Source organism: Shewanella waksmanii (assembly GCF_043643685.1).
In the GTDB taxonomy this organism is placed as follows: domain Bacteria; phylum Pseudomonadota; class Gammaproteobacteria; order Enterobacterales; family Shewanellaceae; genus Shewanella; species Shewanella waksmanii_A.
Genome location: NZ_JBHZSN010000009.1, coordinates 62229 through 88222, shown reverse-complemented (window position 1 = coordinate 88222; position 25994 = coordinate 62229). Strand labels below are relative to the sequence as shown.

Here is a 25994-nt window from a genome sequence, read left to right as displayed (position 1 = left end):
CTGGTCGGAGTTGTTGGCAGGCTGTCACATCCCTAAGATGCACTGGTCAAACAAGTGGCAAGCGATCAAGTTAGCCAAACTGAGCTAATTTAAACAACACGCTTAAGCCTAAAATTACAGAGATGATAATGATGAAAACCTTCAACAAGACGCTCTTAGCGGCAGCCGTTACCCTGGCTAGCACCCAATCAATGGCCGCTGGCTTCCAATTAAATAGCCAATCAGCTACCGGTATCGGCCGTGCTTTCGCCGGTGATGCGGTTATTGCTGATAACGCTTCAGTACTCTCACGTAACCCTGCAGCAATGGCACTGTTCGATAACAAACAGCTATCCATGGGCCTAACCTATGCAGACGTTGAAGTCGAAGTCAAAGATGTTTACGTTAACTCTAATTTGGGTGAGTTGCATTATGGCAGTGTCGACGATGCCGCTGAGTCAAAAATTATTCCTAACTTCTACTATGTCAGCCCAGTCAATGATAAGTTTGCCTATGGTGTGGCCATGTTCAGTAACTTCGGTACGGGCACTGACACAGGCTCTTTATCTAATCCAAAACCAATTCTCGGTGGTACAAGCCAAATCCCAGCCCCTGTTGATCTGCTCGGCAAAACAGAGGTAACCACCATTAATTTCAACCTCAGCGCTTCTTACCGATTCAACGACCATTTCAGTATCGGGGCCGGTATAGATGTTATTTATGGTGAAGGCGTTCTCACTCGCTCAGGTGAATTGCCGGTTGCACCTGATGGTTCTTACCTTCCCGTTGACCTAGTTGATGTTGAGGCTGACGGTGTGGCATTCGGTGGTATCGTCGGCGCGGTTTATGAGTTCAACGCCGATCACCGTCTTGGTCTGAGCTACCGATTCAGCCCAGAGTTTACCGCTGATGGTCGTGTAAACTATGGCGGAACTGAGTTCAAAGAGATCAATATTCCAATGCCGGATATCTTCCAGGTAGCAGGTTTTCACCAGTTAACTGAAAAGTTCGCACTGCACTACACCGCACAGCTGACCACCTGGGGAGACTTCCATCAGATCACTGTATCAGATCCTGCAGATGTCGAGCTAAAAAAATACGCTTGGGACGATTCATGGCTATTCAGTGTTGGTGGCACCTACACCCTCAATGCTAACTGGACACTGCGTGCCGGTTATATGTTTGACCAAGGCGTAGTGGGTGAAGTGAGCTCTATTTCTATCCCAGACTCAGACCGTCAATGGTACACTGTGGGCGCTACCTACAATCTGTCTAAAAATTCTAGTATTGACTTCGGTCTAGCATTTGTACGCGGTGAAGAAACCCAGCTGACAGAATACAGCGCGGTATTAGATCAGGTATCTCAACAGATGCCGATATTAGGAGCTGATTTGGGTACCGTTCACGCCACGACTTTGTCAAACGCCACTTACTACTCAATGCAGTACAACTACAAGTTCTAATTTGTAGCTAAGTACGTTTACGCGTTTAATACAAAGCCGCCGAATTAAGGCGGCTTTTTTGTACTTATGCCATTTGTTTTCTAAAGTTATAGTTACACCGAAATAATTAGAACATCAACATGGCAAAAGTAATTGGTTTGGGCGGTATATTCTTTAAAAGTGAGGATCCCGCATCGCTAGCACAATGGTACAAAACCTATTTAAACATCCCTATCGAGCCATGGGGTGGCGCGGCATTTTACCTTGATAGAATGACGCCCGAAAACAGTGCAGGCTACAGTGTTTGGACACCTCTCGCCAAAGAAACCGACTATATACACCCAAGTAATAACCATTTTATGTTCAATCTAGTAGTCGATGATCTTGACGGCGCATTAGCACAAGTCACAGAAGGTGGAGCTGAAGTGATTGCGGAAACCGAAGAGTCTGAATTTGGTCGATTTGGTTGGTTTATCGATCCGGAAGGCAATAAAGTCGAATTGTGGCAAACACAACCAATAAACAAAATTTAATTAGCAACTCACCACTTATCTATAGCTTTGTTTAACATAGCGGATTATTCTGAAACCAAATTTGCCACACTTTCATCAATTGAGGATGTCATGCAGAAAAACCTTCCCCTAGCCGCCACACTATTTGGTTTACTGTTTGTCGTAGGTCTAGTGTTATTATCTCAAGGTATCGGCACCAGCCTGCTAAAAATGCGCGAGATGGACCGTACAGTCACAGTAAAGGGGCTTGCCGAAAAAGAAGTTAAAGCCGATGTCGCCATATGGCCGGTGCGTTTCATCGAGGTCGACAATAGCTTAGATAACCTTTATCAAAGTGTACAAACTAAAACCGATAAAGTAGTCGCCTTTTTGATTAAGCAAGGCTTCACCGAGCAGGAAATATCGCAATCATTGCCTTCAATAGAAGATAGACAAGCACAAGGTTATGTTGATCCAAATGTTAAATATCGCTATGCAGCGAAAGTCACCATCTCGTTATATACCAAACAAGTAGAAAGACTGTTAGCGACGCAACAAAGGATGCTCGATTTAGCCAAAGAAGGTATTGCGATATCAAACCAAGACTATGACAACCGCACGCAGTTTTTATTTACCGGGTTAAATGAGGTCAAACCGGAAATGGTGCAGCAAGCGACCCAAAATGCCCGAGAAATCGCCACTAAATTTGCCATTGATTCAGAATCGCAACTGGGCAAAATTAAAAATGCCTCACAAGGCCAATTTAGTATTCGAGATAGAGACAGCAACACCCCCTACATCAAGAAAGTCCGTGTAGTATCAACGTTAACCTATTACTTAAATGATTAAATTGATCGCCACTTTGAAGCGGTGCGTATAGCTTATAAATCTAGGCTAAGCTATGTATCGCCGCTTTAAAGCAAGGTATAAGCAGCATTAACAACTAACATTGCAAGCGATAGCAAGCGTTTAGAAATCTACGATGCCATTTAAACAAATAAACTCGAAAACAATCGTAAAAACATAAGATTAAATAATAAAGGATGTAACAGTGAAAACCTTAATAGCAACCAATCAAGCACGCCTTATCAGCCTGTTTGCTACGATATTGGCGTTATGTTTAATCGCAACAAATGCTGTTGCCCAAGATAAAGATCCTGCTCATGCATGGAAAATGATAGATGCAGGGGCGCTGGTTGTTGATGTAAGAACGGCAGAAGAGTTCGCAGCAGGTCACTTAGATAACGCCATCAATATTCCCTTTGAACAGATCACCGCAGAATTTAGCAATCAAGCGATTGACAAGCAACGCGCCGTCGTCGTGTACTGCCGAAGTGGTCGTCGCAGCGGCATAGCTCATCAGGCACTCGCCGATGCGGGATACACCAACACCTATAATGGTGGCGGGCTAGTACAGCTGCAGCAAGCACGCAGCAAATAACCACCGTTAAATGTGGTTACCCAGTGTTTGTAGTAGATCTATCACAAACACTGGGCTCATCGAATATCCCATGCTGCTTTTATCCTACTTAGACTGTTATCCAGAAGAGCTGTTTCATGCAGTATTGCCCCTAGGTCGAAAATTTGTCGCCCCACAGCGCTAGCAACGGTGATATAATCAAGTTTACTTTCAGCAATATCATATCCCCATGACTCAAGTAAATAACCCGCTTCACGGCGTTAAATTAGAAAACCTGTTAAATGATTTAGTAGACCATTATGGCTGGGAAGAGCTCGGGCGACGTATTGATATCCGCTGTTTCAATCACGATCCCAGCATTAAATCTAGCTTAAAGTTCTTAAGAAAAACCCCATGGGCGAGGGAGAAAGTTGAATATTTATATTTGAAAATGAACAAGTTACCTTTACCAAAACCTAAGCAAACTCAGGCTAGGCAGCCGCAAGCAGCACCTAAACAGACCTCAGAGAACAAGTCAGCGGCAAAACCACAAGTCAACAGCCATATATGGGGCGATAAATCATAAAGGCTGTTTATCTTAGATGATGGGGCTTGTATGAGTAAGTGATAGCCAGCTATTAGGCTTGCATTAAATTGGAAATTCAAAGATAAGACGCCAAGCTTGCACGCCATCACCAGCACGGACACTGAGCCCCAAACGGTCAATCCCCATCCACTCCCATAGAATGGGTTTCGAAAATGCTAAGGTTGCCCCCACCTCTAAGCTATGAGATACCACCACATCATCGCCAAATGGCATCACGAACCTGAGTTTATCAAAGTACCAATAACCCACAGCAAAAAATCTCGGCTCGACATCAACCCCCAGCCAATCCCAGCGCCAACGCACATTCGTGCCTATATCAAAACCTGATTGAATCGCTGAATAAGTTTCATGTTGCTTACCATCAAAACTGCGATAACCCGCAAAGAACAGCCGATTAACCCATACTGGGGTGTTTTGCTTATAGTCAATATCTAACAAACTCGAGATACCGGCAGACATGATAGCCACATCGGTTCCGGTACTGAAATTATTGCCATAACCAAGATCGAAATAGGTTTGAAATTCATGATCCGGGGAAGTTTTCTTACGGTATTCAATCCCTGGCGTCAGCGTCATGGTGCCGACGCTATCAGGCAAGCCTTCTTGAGGTAAATCGCTCCATTTGAAATTGAAAAAACCAAAAGACACCGGTGTTTTTAACGTGAGTGACTCAAGCTCATCACCGGAGATACGCCAACTTAAAGGTACATTGACAACGGTCGCGTTTTGGCTCGAGGTACGATAAATACCACTACCAAGATAGTTGGCAAATGCATAATGGGTAAAATCTTCTTCAGCGGCCGCTGAAACGGTAAAAACAAGTAAGAGCAGAGCGACTAACTTCAATGGCACCTTCACTAATAAGTGATGTTGATATGCCTATGAATATAGCGGCTAGCCTATTGAAAATCTAGCCGCTTTTATTGCGATACTTGAAATGCTGGAAAGTAGTTAGGTAGCAGAGTTAGCATCATCTTCACTAAAGTGATGCTCCGACATCATGTGTCCTAATTGGGTTGACTTGGTTTTCAAGTAATCTTCGTTGTAGCGATTCTTTCCCACTTGCAGAGGCACACGCTCTACAACCTGTAACCCCATAGATTGCATGGCTTTAACTTTGCGTGGATTGTTGGTCATCAACTTAACCTGCGCAACACCAATCTTCTCCATCATAGGTAAAATCATGTCATACTTGCGCATATCGGCAGCGAAACCTAATTTTTCGTTGGCTTCAACGGTATTGGCACCGCAGTCTTGCAGCTCATAGGCACGAATTTTATTCAATAAGCCTATGCCACGGCCTTCCTGGCGAAGATAAAGAATAAAACCACTGCCATTTTCGGCAATATTCTGCATTGCAGTTTGTAACTGAAATCCACAATCACAGCGTAAGCTAAACAACGCATCGCCCGTTAGGCATTCGGAATGAATACGGCCGAGCATAGGCTTGTCTGGCGCCATTTCACCAAAGGTGAGCGCAACATGCTCTTTGCCAGTTTCTGTATCTTCGAAACCATGCATAGCAAAAACACCCCAAGGGGTGGGTAGTTTCGAAGTAGCAACATACTTAATCGACATGAAATAACCTTTACAGCTCGCTAAAAAACTAGCGAAGTTATGCGACACTTGACGAAATAATCGAGATTTCGTGTTTAGGCGACGTATTCTATTGGTTTTTATACTGGAGGGAAATACTTTAGCGGTCTGTTTGACTGCATTACCACCTACAGTTGAGGCTCAAGCATACGCCTCGCGATGCCAAACTACTATGACATCGCTCACGCAACGTGTGACCGCTTTATGGCTTAAAAAGCTTTTGGTGCAAAACCAGTCACTTTGGTGATGCCCATCTCACGGCCTAACGCCGTCATAGGGTGAACAACCACCAAACCACGTACCGCAGCTTTTAACTTGCCCATGTCGGCTTGTTCAGCTTTGGTCAGTGGTCGATTAAAAGCAAGTGAACGCACATCAGCGCCCTTCTTATTCAACTGCCGAGTTTGTTGGCCCTTGACGTTAGCAATGCGCTTCGTCAACGCCGCGATCTCTTGTTTAAACTGTAAAATAACCCCTTGATCACCACGCTTTTCAGCGGCATCAAGCTTACGGCGAAATTTATCGAGTTTATCGTTTAACTGTTGCAGTTCTTGCTTTAAATTCATGACTTGCCTTAACAATGACGTCTGTTTCTCTCTGCTATTGGTTGGCTTTTTCCAACCTACATTGAGAGCCTAATCTGCTTAGTATACCACTAATGTTACAGATGGTGGATAACCTGATTGCTGCTGCCACAATAGGGTAAACTGGGATCGGCTAACTCTTGCTCAAACTTACCGTCAACCAATACATCGATATAAGCCAATACCGCTTGCTGTTGTTGGTTAAGCTCAGAGAGAACATATCCGGTCCACATCCAAATATCTTTATCTGGCGCCGCTTGTTTAACCCGTTTGACCAAATCCAAAATGGCAGCCACATTGGCAGGAAACAGCGGGTCGCCACCGCTAATAGACAGACCTCTGCGCTTAATACGATTATCAGTTAAATCTGCAATGATACGATTAACCATAGCCTCATCAAAGTGATGGCCCTTATCAGGGCTCCAAGTCGACTGGTTATAGCAACCGCGGCATTGATGTTCACAACCGGAGACAAACAAAGTTGCACGAGTGCCAGGCCCATTGACCACATCGACTGGAAAATACTGATGATAATTCATGTTTACACTCTCTAATTACATCAAAAAAGGCGCATCAGCGCCTCTTTTACGGTTTATTGCCAATACAAGTGGCGTTCAAACAGGTTACAGATGCTTAATACGGCGCTTCACTTCTTCCTGCTTACCATAGTTGAACGGCCTTGCATCAGGGCTACCAAGATAACCGCAAACACGACGAGTCACCGATACCCTACTTGGCTCATGGTTACCGCACTTAGGGCAGGTAAAGCCTTTACTTGTACAGCCAAATTCTCCGGTATAGCCACAATCGTAGCACTCATCAATCGGCGTGTTGGTTCCATAATATGGCACACGGCTATAACTGTAATCCCATACATCTTCCAATGCCTCAATATTATTCTGCATATTAGGATATTCACCGTAGCAGATGAAGCCACCATTGGTTAATGCAGGATAAGGCTGCTCAAAGTCCAATTTATCGTATGGGTTAACTTTCTTTTCCACATCTAAATGGAAACTGTTGGTGTAGTAACCTTTATCAGTAACACCCTCAACTAAGCCAAACACTTTGGTATCGAGCTTACAAAAACGACTACACAGATTTTCACTTGGCGTGCTGTATAAGCTAAAGGCATAGCCACTTTGTTCACGCCAACGTATGGTTGCGGCTTTCATATGTTCAATAATCGCAATCGCTTTGGCGCGCAGCGTGTCACAATCGTAAACATGAGTTTGATTGCCATATAGGGCGTTAATGGTTTCATGCAAACCAATATAGCCAAGTGAAATTGACGCACGACCATTCTTAAAGATCTCAGAAATGTCGTCATCGGCGCGTAAACGCACACCGCAAGCCCCTTCCATATACAAAATAGGCGCAACACGAGCTTTCACCCCTTCAAGCCTAGCTATACGGGTATCAAGTGCCTGTTTGGCAATCGCTAACCTTTCATCAAGTAGTTTGAAAAATTGCTGCTCATCACCTTGGGCCTCAATAGCAACGCGAGGTAAATTTAAGCTCACTACACCTAAGTTATTGCGACCTTCATGGACCAATTCACCATCTTGCTCGTAGGTGCCAAGAAAACTACGGCAGCCCATTGGGGTTTTAAACGACCCGGTGACTTTCTCGACTTGCTCATAATTCAAAATATCAGGATACATACGCAAAGAAGCGCACTTTAACGCCAATTGCTTGACATCGTAGTTACAGTCACCCTTCTTATGGTTGATACCGTCACGAATAGCAAAGACAAGCTTTGGAAACACAGCAGTCTTACGGTTTTTACCAAGGCCGGTTATCCGTACTTTCATCATTGATGATTGAATTAAACGAGACTCCCAAGATGTCCCTAAACCAAAGCCAAATGTCACAAAAGGTGTTTGACCGTTAGCAGTATGCAATGTGTTAACTTCATACTCTAAAGACTGAAATGCGTCATGACACTCTTTTTCTGTTTGCTGAGTGGCAAATGCTTTGGCATCGGTAATGCCCCAAGTGAGTGCTGTTTGATAATGCTTGTCATAGCTTTTAGCCACATAAGGTGCCAATACTTCATCAATGCGATTAATGGTGGTGCCACCATAAATATGACTTGCTACTTGGGCAATGATCTGTGCCGTCACCGCCGTCGCCGTCGAAATCGACTTTGGCGTTTCAATTTCGGCATTGCCCATCTTAAAGCCTTGGGTCAACATGCCGCTCAAATCGATAAGCATACAGTTGAACATTGGGAAAAATGGCGCGTAGTCCAAATCATGGTAGTGGATTTCACCGGCCTCATGAGCTGAAACAACGGCCTTAGGTAAAATATGGCGGGTGGCGTAATGTTTAGCCACAATACCCGCAAGCAGATCCCTTTGAGTTGGAATCACTTTTGAATCTTTGTTGGCGTTTTCGTTCAGTAGCGCAGCATTACTTTGCTCAACCAAGCCGCGAATTTCTCGATTGAGTCGGCTATTACTTTCACGGTGTTTATCGCGGTCGTGACGATATTCGATATACACCCGTGCAAGTGATTTATATGGGCCTTCCATCAATTGATTTTCAACCGCATCTTGCAGATCATGAATATCGACTTCAGCCACATCTTGTAATGCTTCGGCAACTGTTTTAGCCACGAGCTGTGCATAACAATCGTCTTCAATACCTGCTGAGTTTGCTGCTGCGATAACAGCGTCTCTAATCCTTGTTTCGTCAAATGGCGTGCGGTAACCATCCCGCTTAATAACTACTGGCATTACGATTATTCTCCTCAATTGGAAGCTTTTTAAACACCATATATAGTGTCTAAAACTATACTTGGCACAACATATTGCGCATTAAGCTACAAAGTGAGAATAAGTACATTGATCCAGATCATAGTTTTGAGGATGGTTTTTAACTACGAAAAATTACTGCAAACAATGCCTCTTAACCGAAAATAGTGGCTTGACGATAGCCTGCAAGCAGGCTAGATGCAGGAAAAAAATGGTAAAAACTGTGGATAAAAAACAACATTTTGCCGGTAAGTAAATACCTGCTTACCTATAAGAGTCTACCGCGCTAAGGATAAGTAACTATTTAGCTGTCCAACCTCTTGCTGACTCTCTCCCATTGAGCTGGCCAACTGCATCACTGAACGCAAGGTTTGCCATTGCTGACGGTCTTGCTCGCTCATCTCAACATCGGCCTTAATATACACAGACAACTGTGCAGAGACTCTTGCTGCGGTTTGACTAGTTTGCTTACTGCCCGCTTGATCCATCTGATTGAGTACACTTTGAGCGTCATCTAACAAACGCGCCATGATTTGATCGCCCTCTTCTTGCCCCAGCAACCCACGTTGAGTATCAATAAACTGCTTTAAATCCGCTTGATTTGCTTCTGGGGTCGGAATATCAAATCCCGCTTGCGATAACCGATTTAACTGACTATCAGACAAAATTCCGTCTTGATGAAGGCGCTGAATTAATTTTGGAAATTGCGTGGCATCAAAACTGCCACCGGCAAAGAAATCTTTTGCCATCGCTTCAATTTTTTGTGCTCGTTGAGCACGGGGGGATAAAGATACGGTCGCGTCATTAGCACTGACATGTTCACTATCGACTTTCCCTTGCGCAGTTTTGGCCGTTGAGTTCACGGCTTGTTGCTGCTGGGTTGCTAAACCATATTGTTCGGCAAGTGCAGGTTGATTGGTTATTTGATTGGCAACAGAAGCAATACCGTTCATCGTCAAAAAGCTGTCTTTAGATAAATAATAAGGCTAACCAAGCATGAAGTGTGCCTAGTTAGCCGTATTGGATTCTATTCGTTGCTTTTTTATGCAATGGCTAATTCTTTGCCACTATTGCCATTTCTAACAGATGTGCCACTTGCTCCACCGCTTTTTCTCCAGCAAGGATCGCCTCTTCGGCTCGGTGAAACTCCATAGTACCAATGTCACTCACATCTGGGGTAATAATCACATCTGGCGGATCGCCCATTAAACGGACTCGTTTGTGGCGTTGCTCTAAAATATCCATCGACTGTGACATTACCGCCAACATACCAGGCGCATTATCATGCGACATAGTAAACTTATCGGTCAGACTGCTGACATAATCTTTGCCTCGCGCAAACAGATCCATAAAGCCGCCCTGCTGATGCTCATCTGCTTTGGCAAGCTCGTCTGAGGTTGGCTTGTTACTCGTTAATGACACTGGAACGGCTTGCATTCTAGTACGGCGCTGCGCATTAAGATCAACCGCAATAACAATGTCGACCTCCATTGCCCTGCTCACCGAGACAGGCACGGGATTGACCACTGCACCGTCAACTAGCCAACGCTCACCTATTTTCACCGGCGGCAAAATACCCGGCATTGAACAAGATGCCCTTACAGCGTGGCGTAAGTCACCATCACGAAACCAGATCTCTTGCCCTGAATACAAGTCAGTGGCCACGGCGGCAAATGGACGCTTCATCTGCTCGATGCTGACATCACCCATTTTGTTCTGCATAACATCAAACACTTTCTCGCCGCCAATCAGCCCACCTTTACGCCAGCTTAAATCTAGCAGACCCAATACATCCCAACTTGAAAAACTACGCACCCATTGTTCTAAGTCATCAAGGTGGTCCTGCGCGTACGCAGCGCCAACCAAAGCGCCAATGGAGCAACCTGCAATTTTATCTGGCTCGATCCCTAGCTTTAATAGTCCTTTGAGCACACCAATATGCGCCCAACCTTTCGCCGCCCCACTACCAAGGGCAATACCGATACTTGCCATTTTGTTTCTCCTACAGCAAATAACCTATCTTGTAACTCGACAAACCGTGGAATTAGCCCCACAAAATTTAATCAGATTGTACTTAGCGCATAGCTGAATTGTCGATGTCACGGTATAATAGCCGACTTGCCCGTTAAAAACGCTTTATTCTTATCATATTATTCGAATATGAGATTAACGACGATGGCTTCCTACTTCAGGAAAGCAAAAGGCAAATTAATTTCACGCTATAATGCGTATATACCTGCCGTGGTAGGCTGATATTTTTTGGAGTACACCTTTGCAATTTACCGAATTTTCACTTGATAAACGCCTAGTGACTAGCCTTGAGCACATGGGGATCAATCAAACTACAGAGATCCAGTCAAAAGCGATTCCGGTTGGGTTATCGGGTCGCGATCTAATGGCATCATCAAAAACCGGTTCAGGTAAAACCTTGGCGTTTTTGCTTCCAGCAATGCAGCGGGTGATCAGTACTAAAGCACTGAGCAAACGCGATCCAAGAGTACTCATTTTGTTGCCTACCCGTGAATTAGCCAATCAGGTCTACGCACAGCTGCGTCTTCTCGTGGCTAACACCCAATACAAGGCGATGAAAATTTTAGGCGGTGAGAACTTTAATGACCAAGCTAAAGCTTTGGCAAAAGACCCTCACTTTGTTGTCGCGACACCAGGTAGACTAGCTGATCACCTTTCACAACAGCATCTATACCTTAACGGCCTTGAACTGCTGATTCTAGATGAAGCTGATCGTATGCTAGATTTGGGCTTTGCTGAGCAGCTGCGTGCAATCAACAAAGCTGCTGACCATCGTCGCCGCCAAACCTTGATGTTTTCAGCCACTTTAGATCACGGCGAGATTAATGATATCGCTGCAGAGCTACTTAATGAGCCAGAGCATGTCGCCATTGGTGAGTCACACGTTGAAAACCAAGATATAACCCAGAAAATCTATTTAGCTGATCACCTAGACCATAAAGAAGCACTGCTTAACCATGTGTTAAAACAGCAACATAAACAGGTGATTATTTTTACCGCCACCCGCGATGATACCGACAGGCTTGCGGGTAAGTTAGCACAGCAAGGTTTTAATACCAGCTCACTTAGTGGCAACTTAAAACAAGCCGCGCGTAATCAGATCATGGATCAGTTTAGCCGTGGGCAACAGCAAATATTAGTGACTACCGACGTGGCTTCACGAGGGCTTGATCTACTGAACGTTTCATTGGTCATCAACTTTGATATGCCCAAGTTTGCCGAAGAGTATATTCACCGCATTGGCCGCACTGGCCGTGCAGGCGCTAAAGGCGATGCCATCTCTTTTGTAGGTCCAAAAGATTGGGATAACTTTAAAAAGGTCCAGCTATTTCTTAAAAAGCGCTTTGAACTCAGTGAAATAGATGGGTTAACAGGTAAATTTAAAGGCTTTAAAGATAAGCAAAGTAAATCCGCTAAAGCCACTAAAACCGTTAACAAAGGCACTAAACCGACTAAAGGTGTAAAGGCCACCAAAGCGAAAAGCAAAGACCAAAGAGACAAGCGCTTTATTACTGGTGTAGATGTGGGCGACGCGCCGATGTTGCGTAAGCCAAAATCAAAACTTCAGGAAACACCAGAATAGCGAAACAACACTGTGGCAGAGAAAACCTGTCATAGTCCAATTAACCGTGAGGTGGCGAGTATCTAGTCGCTGCTTCAGTTCAAATCAGGGTGAGCAATACCTTGATGAATAGAAATTAAAATTAGGGTCAACATGAGAGTTTGTGGCGTAGAGTTAAAAGGTGGCGAAGCCATCATCAGTCTTTTAAGTTACGAAGGCGAAACCTTTAATGTGCCAGAGTGCAGAACACGGTCATTAACGATTTCCAATTCAGCAAAAACCGAATCTATTCGTGATTTTCATTTTGCGTTTAATAAATTGATGCAAGATTATAAAGTCGATGAGATTGTCATTATCGAACGCGAGCAAAAAGGCAAACTGGCAGGTAGTGCAACCAGCTTTAAGATGGAAACAGCAATTCAACTTTGTAGTGTCCCAGTAAGCTTGTTAGCACCAACGACCATCAAAGAGCAATTAAAGCGTAACCCGCCGCATGTGGACTTTGAAGGTTTGAACCTAAAGCGCTTCCAAAAAAGCGCTTTTGAAGTCGCTTATGCTTATCAAAACAAGCTGATCTTTACTAAAGAAAGCTAATCACATAAAGGCGAGCCTAGCTCGCCTCTTTATTACAGGTCTCCCATGGCGCCCAGCTTACCGTATCTGCAAGGCTACTCCCCTGAGTTAATTCAACAAGTACAACAGCTAATAGCGCAAAATAAGCTGGCGACTAGCTTACAAAATCGTTATCCAGATATACATCAGCTTAGCAGTGATAAAGCGCTATACGATTACACCATGGCGTTTAAGCAACGTTATCTAAAGCGCGCATCGCCACTTAACAAGGTGTTATGGGATGATAAGATAACCCTCAAAAAGCAAGCGTTAGGCTTACACAGTTACATTGCCAAAAATCATGGCGGTAAAACCAAGTCTAAAAATGAAATTCGAATTTCTTCTCGCTTAAAACGCATACCAGAACCTTTACTGCGCATGGTGGTGGTCCATGAACTGGCACATTTAAAAGAGAAAGATCATAACAAAGCCTTTTATCAGCTTTGTTGTCACATGGAGCCCCAGTACCACCAGTTAGAGTTTGATTTGCGGCTGCTGTTAACCTTGGTAGACTTAGAGCTTAATCCTTATGAATAATCCCCTCTCTTATTGGGAGACTTGGCCACGATACGGCGTAACCCCCAAGTAGTGTTCATAAATCTGCTGATATTGCGGCGTCTGTAGAAATAGCACTAGCTCCTTATTAAAAGCATCTCTCAGCTTAGGGTCTTTAAACACCGCGCTTGCGGTCACCGGCGGGATGATGGCGTGTTCATCGAAAAGGGTCAAATCGCGGCGCTTGTTTTCCAGTCGGTAGAAGTAGTAGAAGATATCACGATCGAGTACAGCAAACTCATAACGTCCCTTTGCCAGCAGCTCAGGTATCATCGCCATTTCAGTCAACTCTTTGTAATACCCACCCGTTGCAAGCTTGGCAAACTCAGCACCAAAGTAACCCGGCGCCCCTTGAAAAGTCACAAGACTATGACCTTGCAGATCGGATATTTTTGTCACATTAAGCTTGGCGCGTTTCAGGGAAAACACCATAGGTTTGTAGTGCACTATAGGCGCAGAAAGGTAATAGTTGTGCATATCGACGCCATCAAAAATAGGCGCGGCTACATCTGCTCGCCCCTTTATCACCTCTCGACTCGCGCGGTTCAGCGCCATAAATTGAAAACTCACGGTATAACCCAAACGGCGCAATACCGAGGCCACAACATCAAGATCGATACCATGGGGATCACCATCAATGGTATGAGGCGGGCCCTCACTGCTGACAATCAATAACGACTTTGATTCAGCATACGCTTGAGGTGACAACATGAGCAAACTGAAAAATATTAATAAAATATAGAGTCTTACACAGTCCGTTGTCATTGAAATGTTATTCCTAAACCAATCTTAGTTATCATTATACCAGTCGGCATAAAGATGTGATCGCTCAGCGAGAGTTTAGCACTTCTGAGACAAGGTCATTAAATGCTCCTCGGTAACTGCTCCTGCGTTACTCTACCTACTATATCCCTATAGTCGTGCATTAATGACATTCACCACATCTGACCTCCAGGGATGAAGGAAATGTCTTATGACTGTCTGGAACAGTCAAGACCATGTGGCTTGCAACGAATGAAGGGCATAGTTACGCTAGGTTCAAGTTCGTTTACACAGTATCAGAAGTGCTAAAACTCGCCCTTGGGTCGCTTTTTTGACTGCCTACTTCTTCGTTGAATAACTTCCCAATAGAACCACGATTACTTAAGTTATTCATCTCGAACTTGTTTGTTAAAAATAGCGCTGAGTAGATCACTTTCTTATACCGATTGGCATTATAGGTGAATCAGCCAAGTTTAGAATATTGGCCATTGTGCAGTACTCTTTATTACTTACCTAGCACTGACATGTAAGCGGTTTCAAGGTAGGATACTGTGACAATAACTATAATCAACGCCATCAATAAATGAAAAATGTCCTGTTTAACACCCATGATTTAGTGCTACTAATCACTTTATATCAATGCATTTTATTTGGGCTTTGTTTACTTACATTTAAAAAAGGCAACAAGCTCAGCCACCTTTTGTTGGCATTGTTTTTGTTTAGTTATGCAGCCATTCCACTGGATACATTAATCAATTATGGTGAAGCGTTTCGAGATTTTGCCTTAGCAACCTCGGTCAATCTGTTTTATCTATTTGGCTATGCCTATTGGCTAGAATCGGTATTTTTGCTTTTCTATGTGCGCTCATTAATTTATAAAGACTTTAGGCTTAAGCGTCAGGATCTCATATTTCTACTGCCTTTACTGGCCTATGTCCTATACCACCTTGATACATGGTACTTCCTGTCCGATGCCGATAAGCTGCTACAGCTACAACAAAACTACTTAGGTAATGAGGCGCTGTCCCAACGCTTTATTGGCCTTGGTCGCGAGTGCTTTCGCTTGTTTTGTGCCATCTTGTGTTTGCAAGAGTTGTGGCGCTATCAATCTAAATTAAAAGATAATTTCGCCGATTTAGAGAGTGTCGACCTAAACTGGTTAGCGATCTTGGTGTTCGGGTTTCTATTTATCCGTGCCGATGCGATTTTAGTCTCCTTAGCGCTGTTTTCCTCTTTCGAATTCAATCACCAGATTGATTACGAGCTGCTTGGACTCATCTCCAATTACACCGTGTTAATATTAATCAGTGTGTTGATATTCTTTAGCTTGCGCTTTCAAACTGGGCTCAGTGGCATATGGCAGCATCCAGCGGCCAGTTCGGCCGAATCTGACAAGCAACTACCGGACGAGGCAAGCATACAACACATAAAAAGCTACATGGTTGAGCATAAGCCCTACCTTAACCCACTACTAACCATAGACAGCCTTGCCACGCAATTGCACTTGTCGCCCCGCACGCTGTCGCAAATCATCAATCGTCATTTTCAGCAAAACTTTTTCGAGTTTATCAATCAATATCGGATCAGTGAAAGTCAACGTTTGTTAAGTGATCCCGATTTAAAACACATCAATATTATCGATATTATGGATAAGTCAGGGTTTAACAGTAAGGCCACCTTCAATACCTTGTTTAAAAAACGCTTAGGGCTGACGCCAAGTCAGTTCCGTAAACAGCAACTCACCTAAACGAAAAAGGGGAGCCTTTGCTCCCCCAATAATGCAATTATCGATTAATCTCGATAGGTAAATGTTTTATCCAAACGTATATCGCCCACCGATGCACCTAGCATCACATTATATTCACCAGGTTCGGCCAACCAGTTAGCGCTTTCGATATCCCAAAATGATAAGTCTCGTTGATTAAGGGTCATAGTCACCTTACCGGTTTGTCCTGGCTGTAAAAAGATTTTACTAAATCCTTTTAGCTCTTTTGCTGGCCGCGGTACGCTCGCCTGCATATCATGTAAATACAGCTGCACAACTTCGCTACCTGCAGTTTTACCTGTGTTGGTAACATTCGCCGTTACTGTGATGGTCTCCCCAGCGGCTAACGAGTTGGTCGACAAACGAATATCACTATACTCAAATTGGGTATATGACAAGCCGTGCCCAAATGGAAATAGCGGTGCAATGTTTTGTTGCTCAAACCAGCGATAACCAATAAACACGCCTTCTTTGTACAATGATTCAACCGCGTTATAGTCATCTAACTTAATGGGAGCGGTATCTTGTAATGACTGCGGCAAAGTAATGGGCATTTTACCGCTCGGGTTAACATCACCAAATAGCACATCAGCGTAGGCGTTACCCGCCTCCATACCACCGTACCAGCCCCACACAATGGCTCGCGCTTGTTCTGCCCATGGCATTTCGACTGCCGAACCACCATTAAGGAACACAATAGTATTAGGGTTGGCCGTCAGTAATTTAGCAATCACACTATCTTGGCCGTTTGGTAGTTTCATATCCAAGCGGTCAATGGCTTCGCGATCATCAGCATGTGACAAACCACCAAAGTAGATAACGGCATCGGCCTGTTTAGCGGCCGCAAGATATTCTGCCTCTGGAGTAAACAATGCACCAGGCGCATCCCAGCCCAACGTCACATGACCACTGCCAGCATATTGTAGTTCAAACTGATAAACCTGTGATTTATCCAGCTGAACGGTTTTATGAAATACCTTAGTTTGCTCAGATTGCTCGGTGATCACTTGTTCACCATTAATTCGCAGGCTAGCTTGTCCTTGCAGCTCTAACTTTAATACATGCTCACCGGAAGCAAGCGGCTTGATATCCGTCATCATACGGACAAACTCTGGCTGTGAAGCATTGGTAACTTTGTAACTGGAGTTCGCCACCCAATCGTCTTGACGCTGAACCTGGCTAAAACCATCATCTTGGTAACGAACAAGTTCCCACTGCGGTGTACCAGTCCAGTGTCGCGTCGCCATATAATCCGTCGCAATAGGGGCAACAGCAGCACTATTTTTAGCACGCATAACGGTAATATTAACCTCATCGCCCAGCTTGTTTTTTAAGCCTTGTAATGGCGAAACTTCATAAAGTGGTTTAACTTCGGATGAACCGCCACCTTGGCTGTGCAGCACTTCCGCATTGGGACCTAACACCAGCACATTTTTAATTTTATCTTGGGCCAAAGGCAGTACTTGTTGCTCGTTCTTTAGCAACACAATCCCTTCGCTGATAATTTGTCTGGCAGCTTGTTGGTGTTCCTTGGTGTTTCTTTGACCAGATAAACGGTATTTGTCCATCATGCCAATGGATAACTGTACCCGCAAAATTCGTCTGACTTTGTCATCTAATACCGACATGGGCACTTTGCCAGATTCAATCATCTTTTTAAGCGGCTGGGCTAGAAAATAATCATCAAAGCTGTCAACTGCGGTGCCCATTTCAATATCAAGCCCATTCATCGCGGCATCATAAGTGTTGATATCGACATTCCAGTCTGTCAGTAAAACCCCTTTATAACCCCACTCACCTTTGAGGATATCCATCACTAGGTGCTTACTTTGGTTAGCATTAGTCCCGTAATATCGATTGTAAGCGCCCATAATCGTGTGAGTGTTGCCCTCTTTAACCGCTGCTTCAAATGCAGGCAGATAGACTTCACGTAAGGTGCGTTCATCGGGCTTAGCATCCACACCAATTCGATTTAGTTCTTGGGTGTTCAGTGCATAGTGTTTTACCGACGCGGCAACATCGTTCGATTGAATCGCTTTAACTGCAGGAACCACCAGCTTAGCTGCGAGATAGGGGTCTTCGCCTAAATACTCAAAATTTCGGCCATACAAAGGCAATCTTGCTAAATTGACGCCAGGACCGAGAATCACATCTTTATTACGCTGTCTCGCTTCACTGCCTAGCACATTACCATGCAGCGCCGCCATTTCAGGATTCCAGCTCGCCGCGACGGCTGTTAACGGGGGCAGATAGGTAGATTGGTCGTCTTGCCAATTGGCAGAATTCCAGCTGTAGCGTTCAATTTCATGGCGCACGCCATGGGGACCATCGGACATCCACATTTCATGGATCCCTAATCGCTCAATGGCTGCGATAGAGAATTTTGCGTTAGCATGGGTTAAGGAGATTTTTTCATCTAAGGTCATTTGCGACAATAACTGTTCAATATCCTGCTCAACAGTCGCCAATCGTTGTTGTTTCAATGCGGCATAACTTGAATCATTAGCACCAACGTCACTAGAGACATTGGTCGCTTCACTGTCCTTTGCAGCGCTCTGACAACCCACCACAGAGACGAGTAACATAGATAAAAATAACCGATTATGCTTCATCAAATTTCAATCCTTTTTTTGTTGTCGAAATGATATAACAGCCCCATCAAAATACTTGGCGTCAATTTATGCCGCTCCAACCCTATTCCACATCTGAGCATTTATCGCTTAGTGATGGCAGAGCATATTAAGTCTTGCAGGTTGAGGTTAGTTCGTAAGGCCAACCCACCTAGACTATCAAGGATTAACCGCCTGTGGGTTCAAGCTTAAGTTATTTGCTCAAATTTGAACGTTCAAATTTAGGTATACTGAAGTTTGAACTTTTAAGCCTCTTTATATCAACACCTTAAATTTAAGTCCTCATTGACTAGTCTAACCATATTTTGCTTGGGTGTTCGCCGTGATACTGCATTTCAGACAAAAAAATACCAGCTTTCGCTGGTATTTTAATTAAGCATCTTGCCCCATCATCATCTGCCTAACTTTAACAAGCTGTTTAAAGTCAGTCATCTCAGCTTTTGTTAGCTGACTGGCCATCGGAATATTGGCTTTCATTGGGTCAACAGGTCTGCCGTTGATATGAAATTCATAGTGTAGATGTGGCCCAGTGATACGTCCGGTATTTCCTGACAGTGCTATCACCTGGCCGCGGCTCACACGCTGCCCTTTGTGTACTAAAGGTTTAGACAAATGTAGATACCGGGTACGGTACTTTTTACCGTGGTCGATCACCACGTACTTTCCAGCAAAACGATGCTCGGTCACCAGAGAGACAATACCATCACCTGGTGCAACAATTTTTGTTCCAATTGGCGTAGCGAAATCTGTACCATTATGGGGTGAGACACGACCTGTCACAGGATGATGGCGGTGACGGTTAAAGTGCGAGCTAATACGATAGTTTTTTTGCAATGGGATGCGTTGGAACGCTCGGGCTAAACTTCGCCCCTGATCATCATAAAAGTTACCATCACTGTTTTGATAAGCATTAATACTGCTGCGTCCACGTTGAATATGGATGCCTAAAATATCACTGTTACCTGTGGCTGAGCCATCAATGAACTGATCATTCATCAAAACAGAAAATCTGTCGCCCGCGCGTAAGTCTCGTGCGAAATTGAGTTTCTCTTTAAGTAATGACTCAATACGCTGAATTTCTCCCGCGTTCAATCCCATACGCTGGGCTGACAAATAAAATGAACCTTGAATTTCGCCGGTTACGCTGCGATTGCGCCAGATCCCTTCAATATTAATTTCATCAACTTTAAACTCACCGTCATCATAACGACTAAATACCACTTGCCGTGCAGCATTGAAATACAATTCAAGTTTAAGCAGTTGCCCTTGCTCATCTAGCCAAAACTGCATTTTATTGCCGGGCATTAAGGTATCTAACGCCAATACATTTAAATCAGCTTCTAATACCCGGTACATGGTTTGCTGATCCACACCCGCTTGTTCAAACAAGCCACTTAAGGTGTCACCTTTACTGATGGTCTTAATAAAGTCTGGTGACTTGATCACCTCTTCGACATGTTCACTTGGCGCGATCTGCGCGATGATTGCATCAATATCAAGTTCAACAGGAATACGGGTAGGTAAATACTCCTGTTGGTTGGGCCATAAAATAGCCGCTCCAACCATCAACACCGCACCCATAAGAATTTTTTTGTGGGGGCTTGGCAACGCCTGCAAACGATTTGGCGACATTTTTAAAAAGGAAAATTTACTTGCTAACAACCTGCGCCTCAATTCTTGTCATCGTTATTATCAATTAAGCTAAAAATCCGCTGAATGCGGAATTAAACGTCCTTTTATATCAGAGTTTATCGCATATACAAACTAGGCAAGCCTGCAAATTTGGATAAAAGTAACCGCTATTTGTTATCTCGTGTGGTAATCCCCATCAGCATAAAGAGGTGATCGCTTGGCGAGAATTTAGCGCTTTTGAGACAAGGCCATTAAATGCTCCTCGGTAACTGCTCCTACGTTACTCTACCTCCTATATCCCTTTAGTCGTGCATTAATAACATTCACCACATCTGACCTCCAGGGATGGAGGAAATGTCTTATGACTGTCTGGAACAGTCAAGACCATGTGGCTTGCAACGAATGAAGGGCATAGTTACTCTACCTTCAAGTTCGTTTACACAGTATCAGAAGTGCTAAAATTCGCCCTTTGGAGCTTTTTGGGCTGCCTACTTCTTCGTTGAATCACTTCCCAATAGAACCACTATTACTTAAGTTATTCGTCTCGAACTCGTTTGCCAAAAATAGCTCTGAGTCGATCACTTTCATATGCCGATTGGTATAAAAGTCCCGCTGAAAACTTGGCCGCAGCATAAAAAAAGCCAGCACTACAGGCTGGCTTTTATCAACTTCGTTTATGATAGCTACGCTGCATGGACAGTAGCCTTACTCCCTTCAGCAGTTTTAAGTAAGTCGATTCGACTACTAATTTGCTCTTTCATTTCTGAAACATGGGAGATAACACCCACCATACGGCCAGCCGACTGCAAGTCAATTAAGGTTCTAATAGCAAGCTCAAGTGAATCTTGATCTAAGCTTCCAAACCCTTCATCAATAAAGAGTGTATCTAACTTAATACCACCAGCATAAGCTTGCACCACATCAGACAAACCTAACGCCATAGAAAGTGCCGCCATAAAGCTTTCGCCACCACTCAAGGTTGCAACCGGCCGAACCTTTGCGGTATAGGCATCTTCCACTTCCAACTCTAACCCAGATGCTTTATTGCCTTTAGCACGTTCCTCTTTGCGTAATAATCGGTAACGCCCTTTACTCATCATCTGCAATCGCTCACTGGCGGCCAGCAATACATCGTCGAGTAATACACTCAAGACAAAACGCTGTAAGCTAATTTTATTACCCGTTTGGCCATTCGCAACGTCTGCAAGTGTCCCAACAATCGCGTACTCATCCTCTAACTGCTTAGCTTTAGCATCCGCTTCAGCTAGCTGTTGTATGGTTTGGGTTAGCTGAGTGACTCGCCCTTGAAGCCGCTGCCACTGTTGTTCCGTGGTTTGTTGCTGTTGCTGAGCCTGCTCAAGCGCTGACTCAAGCTTGACTAATTCCGGTTTCGAGTCACTGGTGAGTTTTTGCTGTAATTGCGCCAACCGCGCTTGATTGGCAATACGTTGCTGCTGTTCTTGCTCAATCTGCTCAGCAATGGCATTTAACTGAGACTCCGCCATTAACGCTTGTTTTAACTCATCCACACTACCAAAACCTTGCTGCAGCATCGCATCATTAAGCTCCTTCGTTGCTTGAAGGTGTTGCTCATGGTTATGACGCTCAGTTTTCTGTGCCGCCTCAACCGCCGCTTCATTGGCCGCATATTGTTGTTTCGATTGATTATATCTTTGTCTAACGTCATCAATCTGCTTGACCAAGCTATCAATGCTATCGCTCTTTTGAACAATAGCGGCTTGCAGCGCAGGCAAACTTAAGAAATCGGCAGGTACACGTTCTAGTGCTTGATCGATTTTTCCTTTTAACCCAGAAACTTGCTCCTGTAACTGTTGAAAGCGCTCTCGCTCGGCATCTAATTGACTTTGTTGTTGCCCTGCGGCGAGCTCCTGCTGATTTAATGTCGCTCTTAATTGTTTGAGCTGTTCAACTGCAAGGTTTGTTTGTTGTAATGCTTGTTGCCTGCTTTGATACTCTGCTTGTAATTGTGCAAATGACTGCTGACTATATTGGCCCAGTTTTTCCTGCCATTGATTTAGTCGCTTTTGCTGTTCTTGTTGACGAGTAGTCAAGCCGGCATAATCACTGCGAGCTTGATTAAGTGCTTGGTTAGCGCGCTCTTCTTGTTGCTGAGCTTGCTGCAAGTCATCTTCCGAGGGTAATGATTGCTCACTTACCGCAGGACTTGGATGCTGCTCACTGCCACATACCGGACAAGGCATGCCATCATTTAATTGCTGCGCTAAGCTAGCTGCCTGACCACGGTGCCAAACCAGCTGCATCTGGCGCTGAGCCTGTTGTGCCTGCTGATGCTTGTCTCTTAATATCTGACCTTGCTCTTTAGCGCTGGTGAGCAACAGTGCTGTTTGCTCAACTTCTTGACAAGCACTAGACCAATTTTGGTGGGCTTCCACTAAATCATGGTATTGATTGACCGCTTGTTGCTGACTAAGCTGCTCATTAGCGAGTAACTCCAAACGCGCTATATCCGCTTTGTTGCTAACGATACTCGCTTGCAATTCATCCAGCTGTTGCCTTGCCTTGCCACCTTGTAACTTTGCTTGTTGCAATGTCTCGTTTTGCTGCTGAAAACTTTGCTGCAAGGCTTCTATTTGGGTTAACTGAGGGGCAAGTTGTTGTAGGTTCTGCAAATCCTGTCTGAGTATTTGTAGTTGGTTTTCCTGCGCTTCAATACCATCAAATGCCAGTTGCGCCTCACCGAGCGCTTGCTCAGCCAGTGTCTTTAAATTCAAGGCTGTAGTTAACGCCTGCTGAGCTTGACTAAACTCGGCAGATCTTGTTTGCATCACCTCAAACAGCGGGTGCAACTGTAAAGCTTTACGGCCTTGTTGCAACCGCATTTGACGTTCAACTAGCAGATCATCCTTTGCTGATAATTGCTGCTGTATTTGCAGCTCTTTTTCCAGTTCAGCAAAATCTTTTAATCGCTGTTTAGCCAGCTCAAGTTGATTATTAGCAGTGATGAGCTGCTGTTTTGCCGCTTCATTATCATTGAGCGCCGCCGCCACTTTCGGGCTAAGCTCAGATAACTCAACATTAATGGCGTCATCGGATTCAACCGCGGCATTGTGCATGATACCGTCACGTTTGTTACGGTGATCTCTCACAGCCATACGAATAATGGCCGCTTGGTGTTTCAACTTATCTTCAATTTTACGGTAAATATGAGTTTGGAAAAGCTGACTAAAGATCTTCTCCCTCGACTTGGAATCAGCCATCAGTAATTCACGAAACTTACCTTGCGGCAACACCATAACTTGACGAAACTGATCGACATCTAAACCGGTCAGCTGCTCTATCTCAGCGGTCGCTTCAGATACTTTCATAGTGACGAGCGGCGTTGGTTGACCGTCTTGCTCTAGACGATATAACTGAGCTTCACTCTTTTGAACCGTATAACCCTCACCACTCTTTTTTAATCTGGGTTGCTCGGGTACACGACGAATCAAATACTGCTTAGCGCCCAATTCAAATTGAAAACTCACCTCGGTAAGTAAGTCATCCTGCGCTAAATCACAACGCATCTGGCTGCCTTCTCGCTCATCCCCTGTTGTCTTACCGTATAAAGCAAAACAAATCCCATCCAAGATGGTAGTTTTACCTGCGCCTGTTGGACCGTTGATCAAAAACAGCGGATTTTTACCAAGAGATTCAAAGTCAATGACTTGCTTAGTCGCAAATGGGCCAAACGCGACCATGGTTAACACTTGTGGTCTCATTGGTTCTCCTCAACATCATGCAGGCCATTAATGGTGTCGACCATCAAGCTGCGTTGTTCAGCAGAAAGTGACTGACCGGAGACTTGCTGGAAAAAATCACTGAACATGTCCAGCTCACCCTTCTTGATATGATCGGCTCTAATCGCTAATTGCTCGCTACTTGCCATTAATCCAGTTCGCTCTAAATGCAACACATTCGGGTAAACATCTCTCAGCTTACCCATAGCATCTAATATCGCCTGCTTATCGCTAAGGCGAACCATAATATAGTCATCACGATTTGGGTCATTGATCCCCTGGGTTAACACTTGTTCCAGAGCCCCTTCAATAATACGAACATCACGCAGCGGTGTTAATGGCAGTAGTGTGATTTCAGGCTGTTTATTGGCAGCCACTTCCACCAAGGTCACTGACTTTTTCTGTTTTTGCTCACTAAAGGAGTATTTCAATATCGAACCCGAATAGCGAATATGTGACTCGCCCTTATATTGCGGCCCATGTAAATGGCCTAAAGCGCAATAATCAAATGGGGTAAATAAACTTGGGGAGATTTTATCTGCACCACCTATGCTCAGAGGCCTCTCAGAGTCAGACTCACTCCCGCCATCTAAAAAGCAATGTGCAATAACGACCTTAGCTAAACCTTCGCTGTCATGCTTGCTGACTTCATCAAGTAAAACTTGCATCGCTTGTTCATGGGTGCTGACATCACAGTCAAATAGATACCGTACGGTTGCCGGCTCAGCGTAAGGGAGTGGATAAAATACAGCGCCGCCACTCGAGCTAGTTAGTGTAATGGGATTGATTTCACGAGTTAATGGCCCTTGAATATATAACCCGGTACTTTGCAATTGCCGAGCTGCAAAACTCAGCCTTTCGTGACCATCATGGTTGCCTGCAATCATGATGACGTTTATTTGTAGTTCGTTGACTAATTGGTTAACCACATCATCCAATAAAGCCACGGCACTTGCCGGCGGGACAGAGCGATCGTAAATATCCCCTGCAACCACTACCGCATCGACTTGGTGCTCACCAGCCAACTGAACGATTTGCGCTAAGATGTGTGCTTGATCTTCTAACAAGCTTTGACTGTGTAATTGGCGGCCGATGTGCCAATCAGATGTATGAATGAATTTCATTTATTTATGTGTTCACTTAACCCTATTAAACGCAACATTACAGGTCCTTTTGTGCTTTAGGGGCACCCATTTGATAACCACAGATCACGCAGGCGCTTGGTGGGTAAAACTTGCTGATTAAACCGCTTTACCTCAAGTAAAACTTGGCAAATCTGTGCCCTAGCCTGCTCAACCTGATCCTGTTTTTCAGCTTCAGTTAAATCAGGGTGACGAAATACCGCAACAAGTTGATTATTGTGTTGTTCAACTTGTTTGCACAAATGCAAAAGTAATTGCTGATCTATCACTGCATCTACGGTTTTAGCTCCGGTTTTTAAAGGGGAGCCCGCTCGCTTAACCGCTTTATTAATCGCCTTTTTCGATATGGGCTGATCGTTACTTTTCGCCGCATAATACGCTTGAACTAAGGTTCCTAATGCACTAATACCTGCAACTAGCAATCCAGCTAACTCCACACCTGCCTCCCTGTTGACTCAGTCCAAGCGACTATATGCCGCGACTTTAGTTGATAGTGGTAATTTGTTTGACGCTATCATACAGGTCATTATCACTCAAATGCTAACTCAATCAATGATCTAATCCCGCGATAGCCCAAACAAATGGATATCGCTGTTTTTACAATAAGCCGCATGCATTTCAAACCTCATAATGTTTCAAAAATCGCGGCTAAAATGTGTAGTTTTGCGACACCTATCACTTCAGGGTGT

General features: G+C 44.3%; 22 protein-coding genes. 9 read left to right on the top strand and 13 right to left on the bottom strand.

Annotated elements, in window-relative coordinates:
* The first annotated feature begins 131 nt into the window (after positions 1 to 131).
* The 5 genes from ACHUFW_RS14560 to ACHUFW_RS14540 all read left to right on the top strand — a co-directional run bounded on the left by ACHUFW_RS14560 (position 132) and on the right by ACHUFW_RS14540 (position 3897).
* A complete protein-coding gene (locus tag ACHUFW_RS14560) occupies positions 132 to 1442 on the top strand; it encodes an OmpP1/FadL family transporter (RefSeq protein ID WP_394204146.1) in 1311 nt (436 codons plus the stop codon).
* 119 nt (positions 1443 to 1561) lie between these two features.
* On the top strand, positions 1562 to 1954 hold the full coding sequence (locus ACHUFW_RS14555; RefSeq protein ID WP_394204062.1) for a VOC family protein: 393 nt from the start codon (positions 1562 to 1564) through the stop codon (positions 1952 to 1954).
* Between the two features lie 90 nt (positions 1955 to 2044).
* Positions 2045 to 2761: an SIMPL domain-containing protein gene (locus ACHUFW_RS14550; RefSeq protein WP_394204061.1), complete on the top strand. Its 717-nt coding sequence runs from the start codon at positions 2045 to 2047 to the stop codon at positions 2759 to 2761.
* Positions 2762 to 2963: 202 nt separating this feature from the next.
* The gene (locus ACHUFW_RS14545; protein WP_394204060.1) at positions 2964 to 3353 is read left to right on the top strand and encodes a rhodanese-like domain-containing protein; all 390 of its coding nucleotides are present in this window, start codon (positions 2964 to 2966) and stop codon (positions 3351 to 3353) included.
* Between the two features lie 208 nt (positions 3354 to 3561).
* Entirely contained in the window at positions 3562 to 3897 is a 336-nt protein-coding gene (locus tag ACHUFW_RS14540) for a VF530 family protein (RefSeq protein ID WP_394204059.1), read from the top strand.
* 63 nt (positions 3898 to 3960) lie between these two features.
* Here the strand turns inward: ACHUFW_RS14540 and ACHUFW_RS14535 are convergent, their stop codons facing one another.
* The 7 genes from ACHUFW_RS14535 to rssA all read right to left on the bottom strand — a co-directional run bounded on the left by ACHUFW_RS14535 (position 3961) and on the right by rssA (position 10849).
* Positions 3961 to 4770: a hypothetical protein gene (locus tag ACHUFW_RS14535; RefSeq protein ID WP_394204058.1), complete on the bottom strand. Its 810-nt coding sequence runs from the start codon at positions 4768 to 4770 to the stop codon at positions 3961 to 3963.
* A 99-nt stretch (positions 4771 to 4869) separates the two neighbouring features.
* On the bottom strand, positions 4870 to 5496 hold the full coding sequence (ribA, locus tag ACHUFW_RS14530) for a GTP cyclohydrolase II (protein WP_394204057.1): 627 nt from the start codon (positions 5494 to 5496) through the stop codon (positions 4870 to 4872).
* A 227-nt stretch (positions 5497 to 5723) separates the two neighbouring features.
* Positions 5724 to 6080 carry a YibL family ribosome-associated protein gene (locus ACHUFW_RS14525; RefSeq protein WP_394204056.1) on the bottom strand — a complete coding sequence of 119 codons (357 nt, stop codon included), beginning with the start codon at positions 6078 to 6080 and terminating at the stop codon, positions 5724 to 5726.
* A 95-nt stretch (positions 6081 to 6175) separates the two neighbouring features.
* Positions 6176 to 6637 carry an anaerobic ribonucleoside-triphosphate reductase-activating protein gene (nrdG, locus tag ACHUFW_RS14520; protein WP_394204055.1) on the bottom strand — a complete coding sequence of 154 codons (462 nt, stop codon included), beginning with the start codon at positions 6635 to 6637 and terminating at the stop codon, positions 6176 to 6178.
* Between the two features lie 84 nt (positions 6638 to 6721).
* Entirely contained in the window at positions 6722 to 8839 is a 2118-nt protein-coding gene (gene nrdD / locus ACHUFW_RS14515; protein WP_394204054.1) for an anaerobic ribonucleoside-triphosphate reductase, read from the bottom strand.
* Between the two features lie 296 nt (positions 8840 to 9135).
* The gene (locus ACHUFW_RS14510; RefSeq protein WP_394204145.1) at positions 9136 to 9810 is read right to left on the bottom strand and encodes a hypothetical protein; all 675 of its coding nucleotides are present in this window, start codon (positions 9808 to 9810) and stop codon (positions 9136 to 9138) included.
* A 100-nt stretch (positions 9811 to 9910) separates the two neighbouring features.
* Entirely contained in the window at positions 9911 to 10849 is a 939-nt protein-coding gene (gene rssA / locus ACHUFW_RS14505) for a patatin-like phospholipase RssA (protein ID WP_394204053.1), read from the bottom strand.
* Between the two features lie 280 nt (positions 10850 to 11129).
* Here rssA and ACHUFW_RS14500 point away from each other — a divergent pair, with 280 nt between their 5' ends.
* From ACHUFW_RS14500 to ACHUFW_RS14490, 3 genes are all read left to right on the top strand, one after another.
* Entirely contained in the window at positions 11130 to 12470 is a 1341-nt protein-coding gene (locus tag ACHUFW_RS14500; RefSeq protein WP_394204052.1) for a DEAD/DEAH box helicase, read from the top strand.
* A gap of 132 nt (positions 12471 to 12602) precedes the next feature.
* Entirely contained in the window at positions 12603 to 13043 is a 441-nt protein-coding gene (locus ACHUFW_RS14495; RefSeq protein WP_394204051.1) for a DUF3010 family protein, read from the top strand.
* Between the two features lie 45 nt (positions 13044 to 13088).
* Positions 13089 to 13598, top strand: coding sequence for a M48 family metallopeptidase (locus ACHUFW_RS14490; protein WP_394204050.1), 510 nt, complete (start codon positions 13089 to 13091; stop codon positions 13596 to 13598).
* Positions 13599 to 13607: 9 nt separating this feature from the next.
* Here the strand turns inward: ACHUFW_RS14490 and ACHUFW_RS14485 are convergent, their stop codons facing one another.
* Positions 13608 to 14381 carry a substrate-binding periplasmic protein gene (locus ACHUFW_RS14485; RefSeq protein WP_394204049.1) on the bottom strand — a complete coding sequence of 258 codons (774 nt, stop codon included), beginning with the start codon at positions 14379 to 14381 and terminating at the stop codon, positions 13608 to 13610.
* A 712-nt stretch (positions 14382 to 15093) separates the two neighbouring features.
* On the opposite strand from ACHUFW_RS14485, the gene ACHUFW_RS14480 reads away from it, so the two are divergent.
* On the top strand, positions 15094 to 16125 hold the full coding sequence (locus tag ACHUFW_RS14480) for a helix-turn-helix domain-containing protein (RefSeq protein ID WP_394204048.1): 1032 nt from the start codon (positions 15094 to 15096) through the stop codon (positions 16123 to 16125).
* A gap of 44 nt (positions 16126 to 16169) precedes the next feature.
* Here the strand turns inward: ACHUFW_RS14480 and ACHUFW_RS14475 are convergent, their stop codons facing one another.
* The 5 genes from ACHUFW_RS14475 to ACHUFW_RS14455 all read right to left on the bottom strand — a co-directional run bounded on the left by ACHUFW_RS14475 (position 16170) and on the right by ACHUFW_RS14455 (position 25742).
* Positions 16170 to 18755 (bottom strand): glycoside hydrolase family 3 C-terminal domain-containing protein, encoded by a 2586-nt coding sequence (locus ACHUFW_RS14475; RefSeq protein ID WP_394204047.1) that lies wholly within the window; start codon positions 18753 to 18755, stop codon positions 16170 to 16172.
* Positions 18756 to 19145: 390 nt separating this feature from the next.
* The gene (locus ACHUFW_RS14470) at positions 19146 to 20405 is read right to left on the bottom strand and encodes a peptidoglycan DD-metalloendopeptidase family protein (protein ID WP_394204144.1); all 1260 of its coding nucleotides are present in this window, start codon (positions 20403 to 20405) and stop codon (positions 19146 to 19148) included.
* A gap of 683 nt (positions 20406 to 21088) precedes the next feature.
* Positions 21089 to 24145, bottom strand: a complete 3057-nt coding sequence (locus ACHUFW_RS14465; RefSeq protein WP_394204046.1) for an AAA family ATPase — start codon at positions 24143 to 24145, stop codon at positions 21089 to 21091.
* Positions 24142 to 25287 carry an exonuclease SbcCD subunit D gene (locus ACHUFW_RS14460; RefSeq protein ID WP_394204045.1) on the bottom strand — a complete coding sequence of 382 codons (1146 nt, stop codon included), beginning with the start codon at positions 25285 to 25287 and terminating at the stop codon, positions 24142 to 24144. Before ACHUFW_RS14460 ends, ACHUFW_RS14465 begins: the two co-directional genes overlap by 4 nt.
* Positions 25288 to 25343: 56 nt before the next feature.
* Positions 25344 to 25742: a hypothetical protein gene (locus ACHUFW_RS14455; protein ID WP_394204044.1), complete on the bottom strand. Its 399-nt coding sequence runs from the start codon at positions 25740 to 25742 to the stop codon at positions 25344 to 25346.
* Between the last annotated feature and the right edge of the window lie 252 nt (positions 25743 to 25994).

Coding starts and splice junctions, on each gene's coding strand:
- ACHUFW_RS14560 (WP_394204146.1), top strand. CDS start 132: ATGAAAACCTTCAACAAGACGCTCTTAGCGGCAGCCGTTACCCTGGCT.
- ACHUFW_RS14555 (WP_394204062.1), top strand. CDS start 1,562: ATGGCAAAAGTAATTGGTTTGGGCGGTATATTCTTTAAAAGTGAGGAT.
- ACHUFW_RS14550 (WP_394204061.1), top strand. CDS start 2,045: ATGCAGAAAAACCTTCCCCTAGCCGCCACACTATTTGGTTTACTGTTT.
- ACHUFW_RS14540 (WP_394204059.1), top strand. CDS start 3,562: ATGACTCAAGTAAATAACCCGCTTCACGGCGTTAAATTAGAAAACCTG.
- ribA (WP_394204057.1), bottom strand. CDS start 5,496: ATGTCGATTAAGTATGTTGCTACTTCGAAACTACCCACCCCTTGGGGT.
- ACHUFW_RS14525 (WP_394204056.1), bottom strand. CDS start 6,080: ATGAATTTAAAGCAAGAACTGCAACAGTTAAACGATAAACTCGATAAA.
- nrdG (WP_394204055.1), bottom strand. CDS start 6,637: ATGAATTATCATCAGTATTTTCCAGTCGATGTGGTCAATGGGCCTGGC.
- nrdD (WP_394204054.1), bottom strand. CDS start 8,839: ATGCCAGTAGTTATTAAGCGGGATGGTTACCGCACGCCATTTGACGAA.
- ACHUFW_RS14510 (WP_394204145.1), bottom strand. CDS start 9,810: ATGAACGGTATTGCTTCTGTTGCCAATCAAATAACCAATCAACCTGCA.
- rssA (WP_394204053.1), bottom strand. CDS start 10,849: ATGGCAAGTATCGGTATTGCCCTTGGTAGTGGGGCGGCGAAAGGTTGG.
- ACHUFW_RS14495 (WP_394204051.1), top strand. CDS start 12,603: ATGAGAGTTTGTGGCGTAGAGTTAAAAGGTGGCGAAGCCATCATCAGT.
- ACHUFW_RS14490 (WP_394204050.1), top strand. CDS start 13,089: ATGGCGCCCAGCTTACCGTATCTGCAAGGCTACTCCCCTGAGTTAATT.
- ACHUFW_RS14485 (WP_394204049.1), bottom strand. CDS start 14,381: ATGACAACGGACTGTGTAAGACTCTATATTTTATTAATATTTTTCAGT.
- ACHUFW_RS14475 (WP_394204047.1), bottom strand. CDS start 18,755: ATGAAGCATAATCGGTTATTTTTATCTATGTTACTCGTCTCTGTGGTG.
- ACHUFW_RS14470 (WP_394204144.1), bottom strand. CDS start 20,405: ATGTCGCCAAATCGTTTGCAGGCGTTGCCAAGCCCCCACAAAAAAATT.
- ACHUFW_RS14465 (WP_394204046.1), bottom strand. CDS start 24,145: ATGAGACCACAAGTGTTAACCATGGTCGCGTTTGGCCCATTTGCGACT.
- ACHUFW_RS14460 (WP_394204045.1), bottom strand. CDS start 25,287: ATGAAATTCATTCATACATCTGATTGGCACATCGGCCGCCAATTACAC.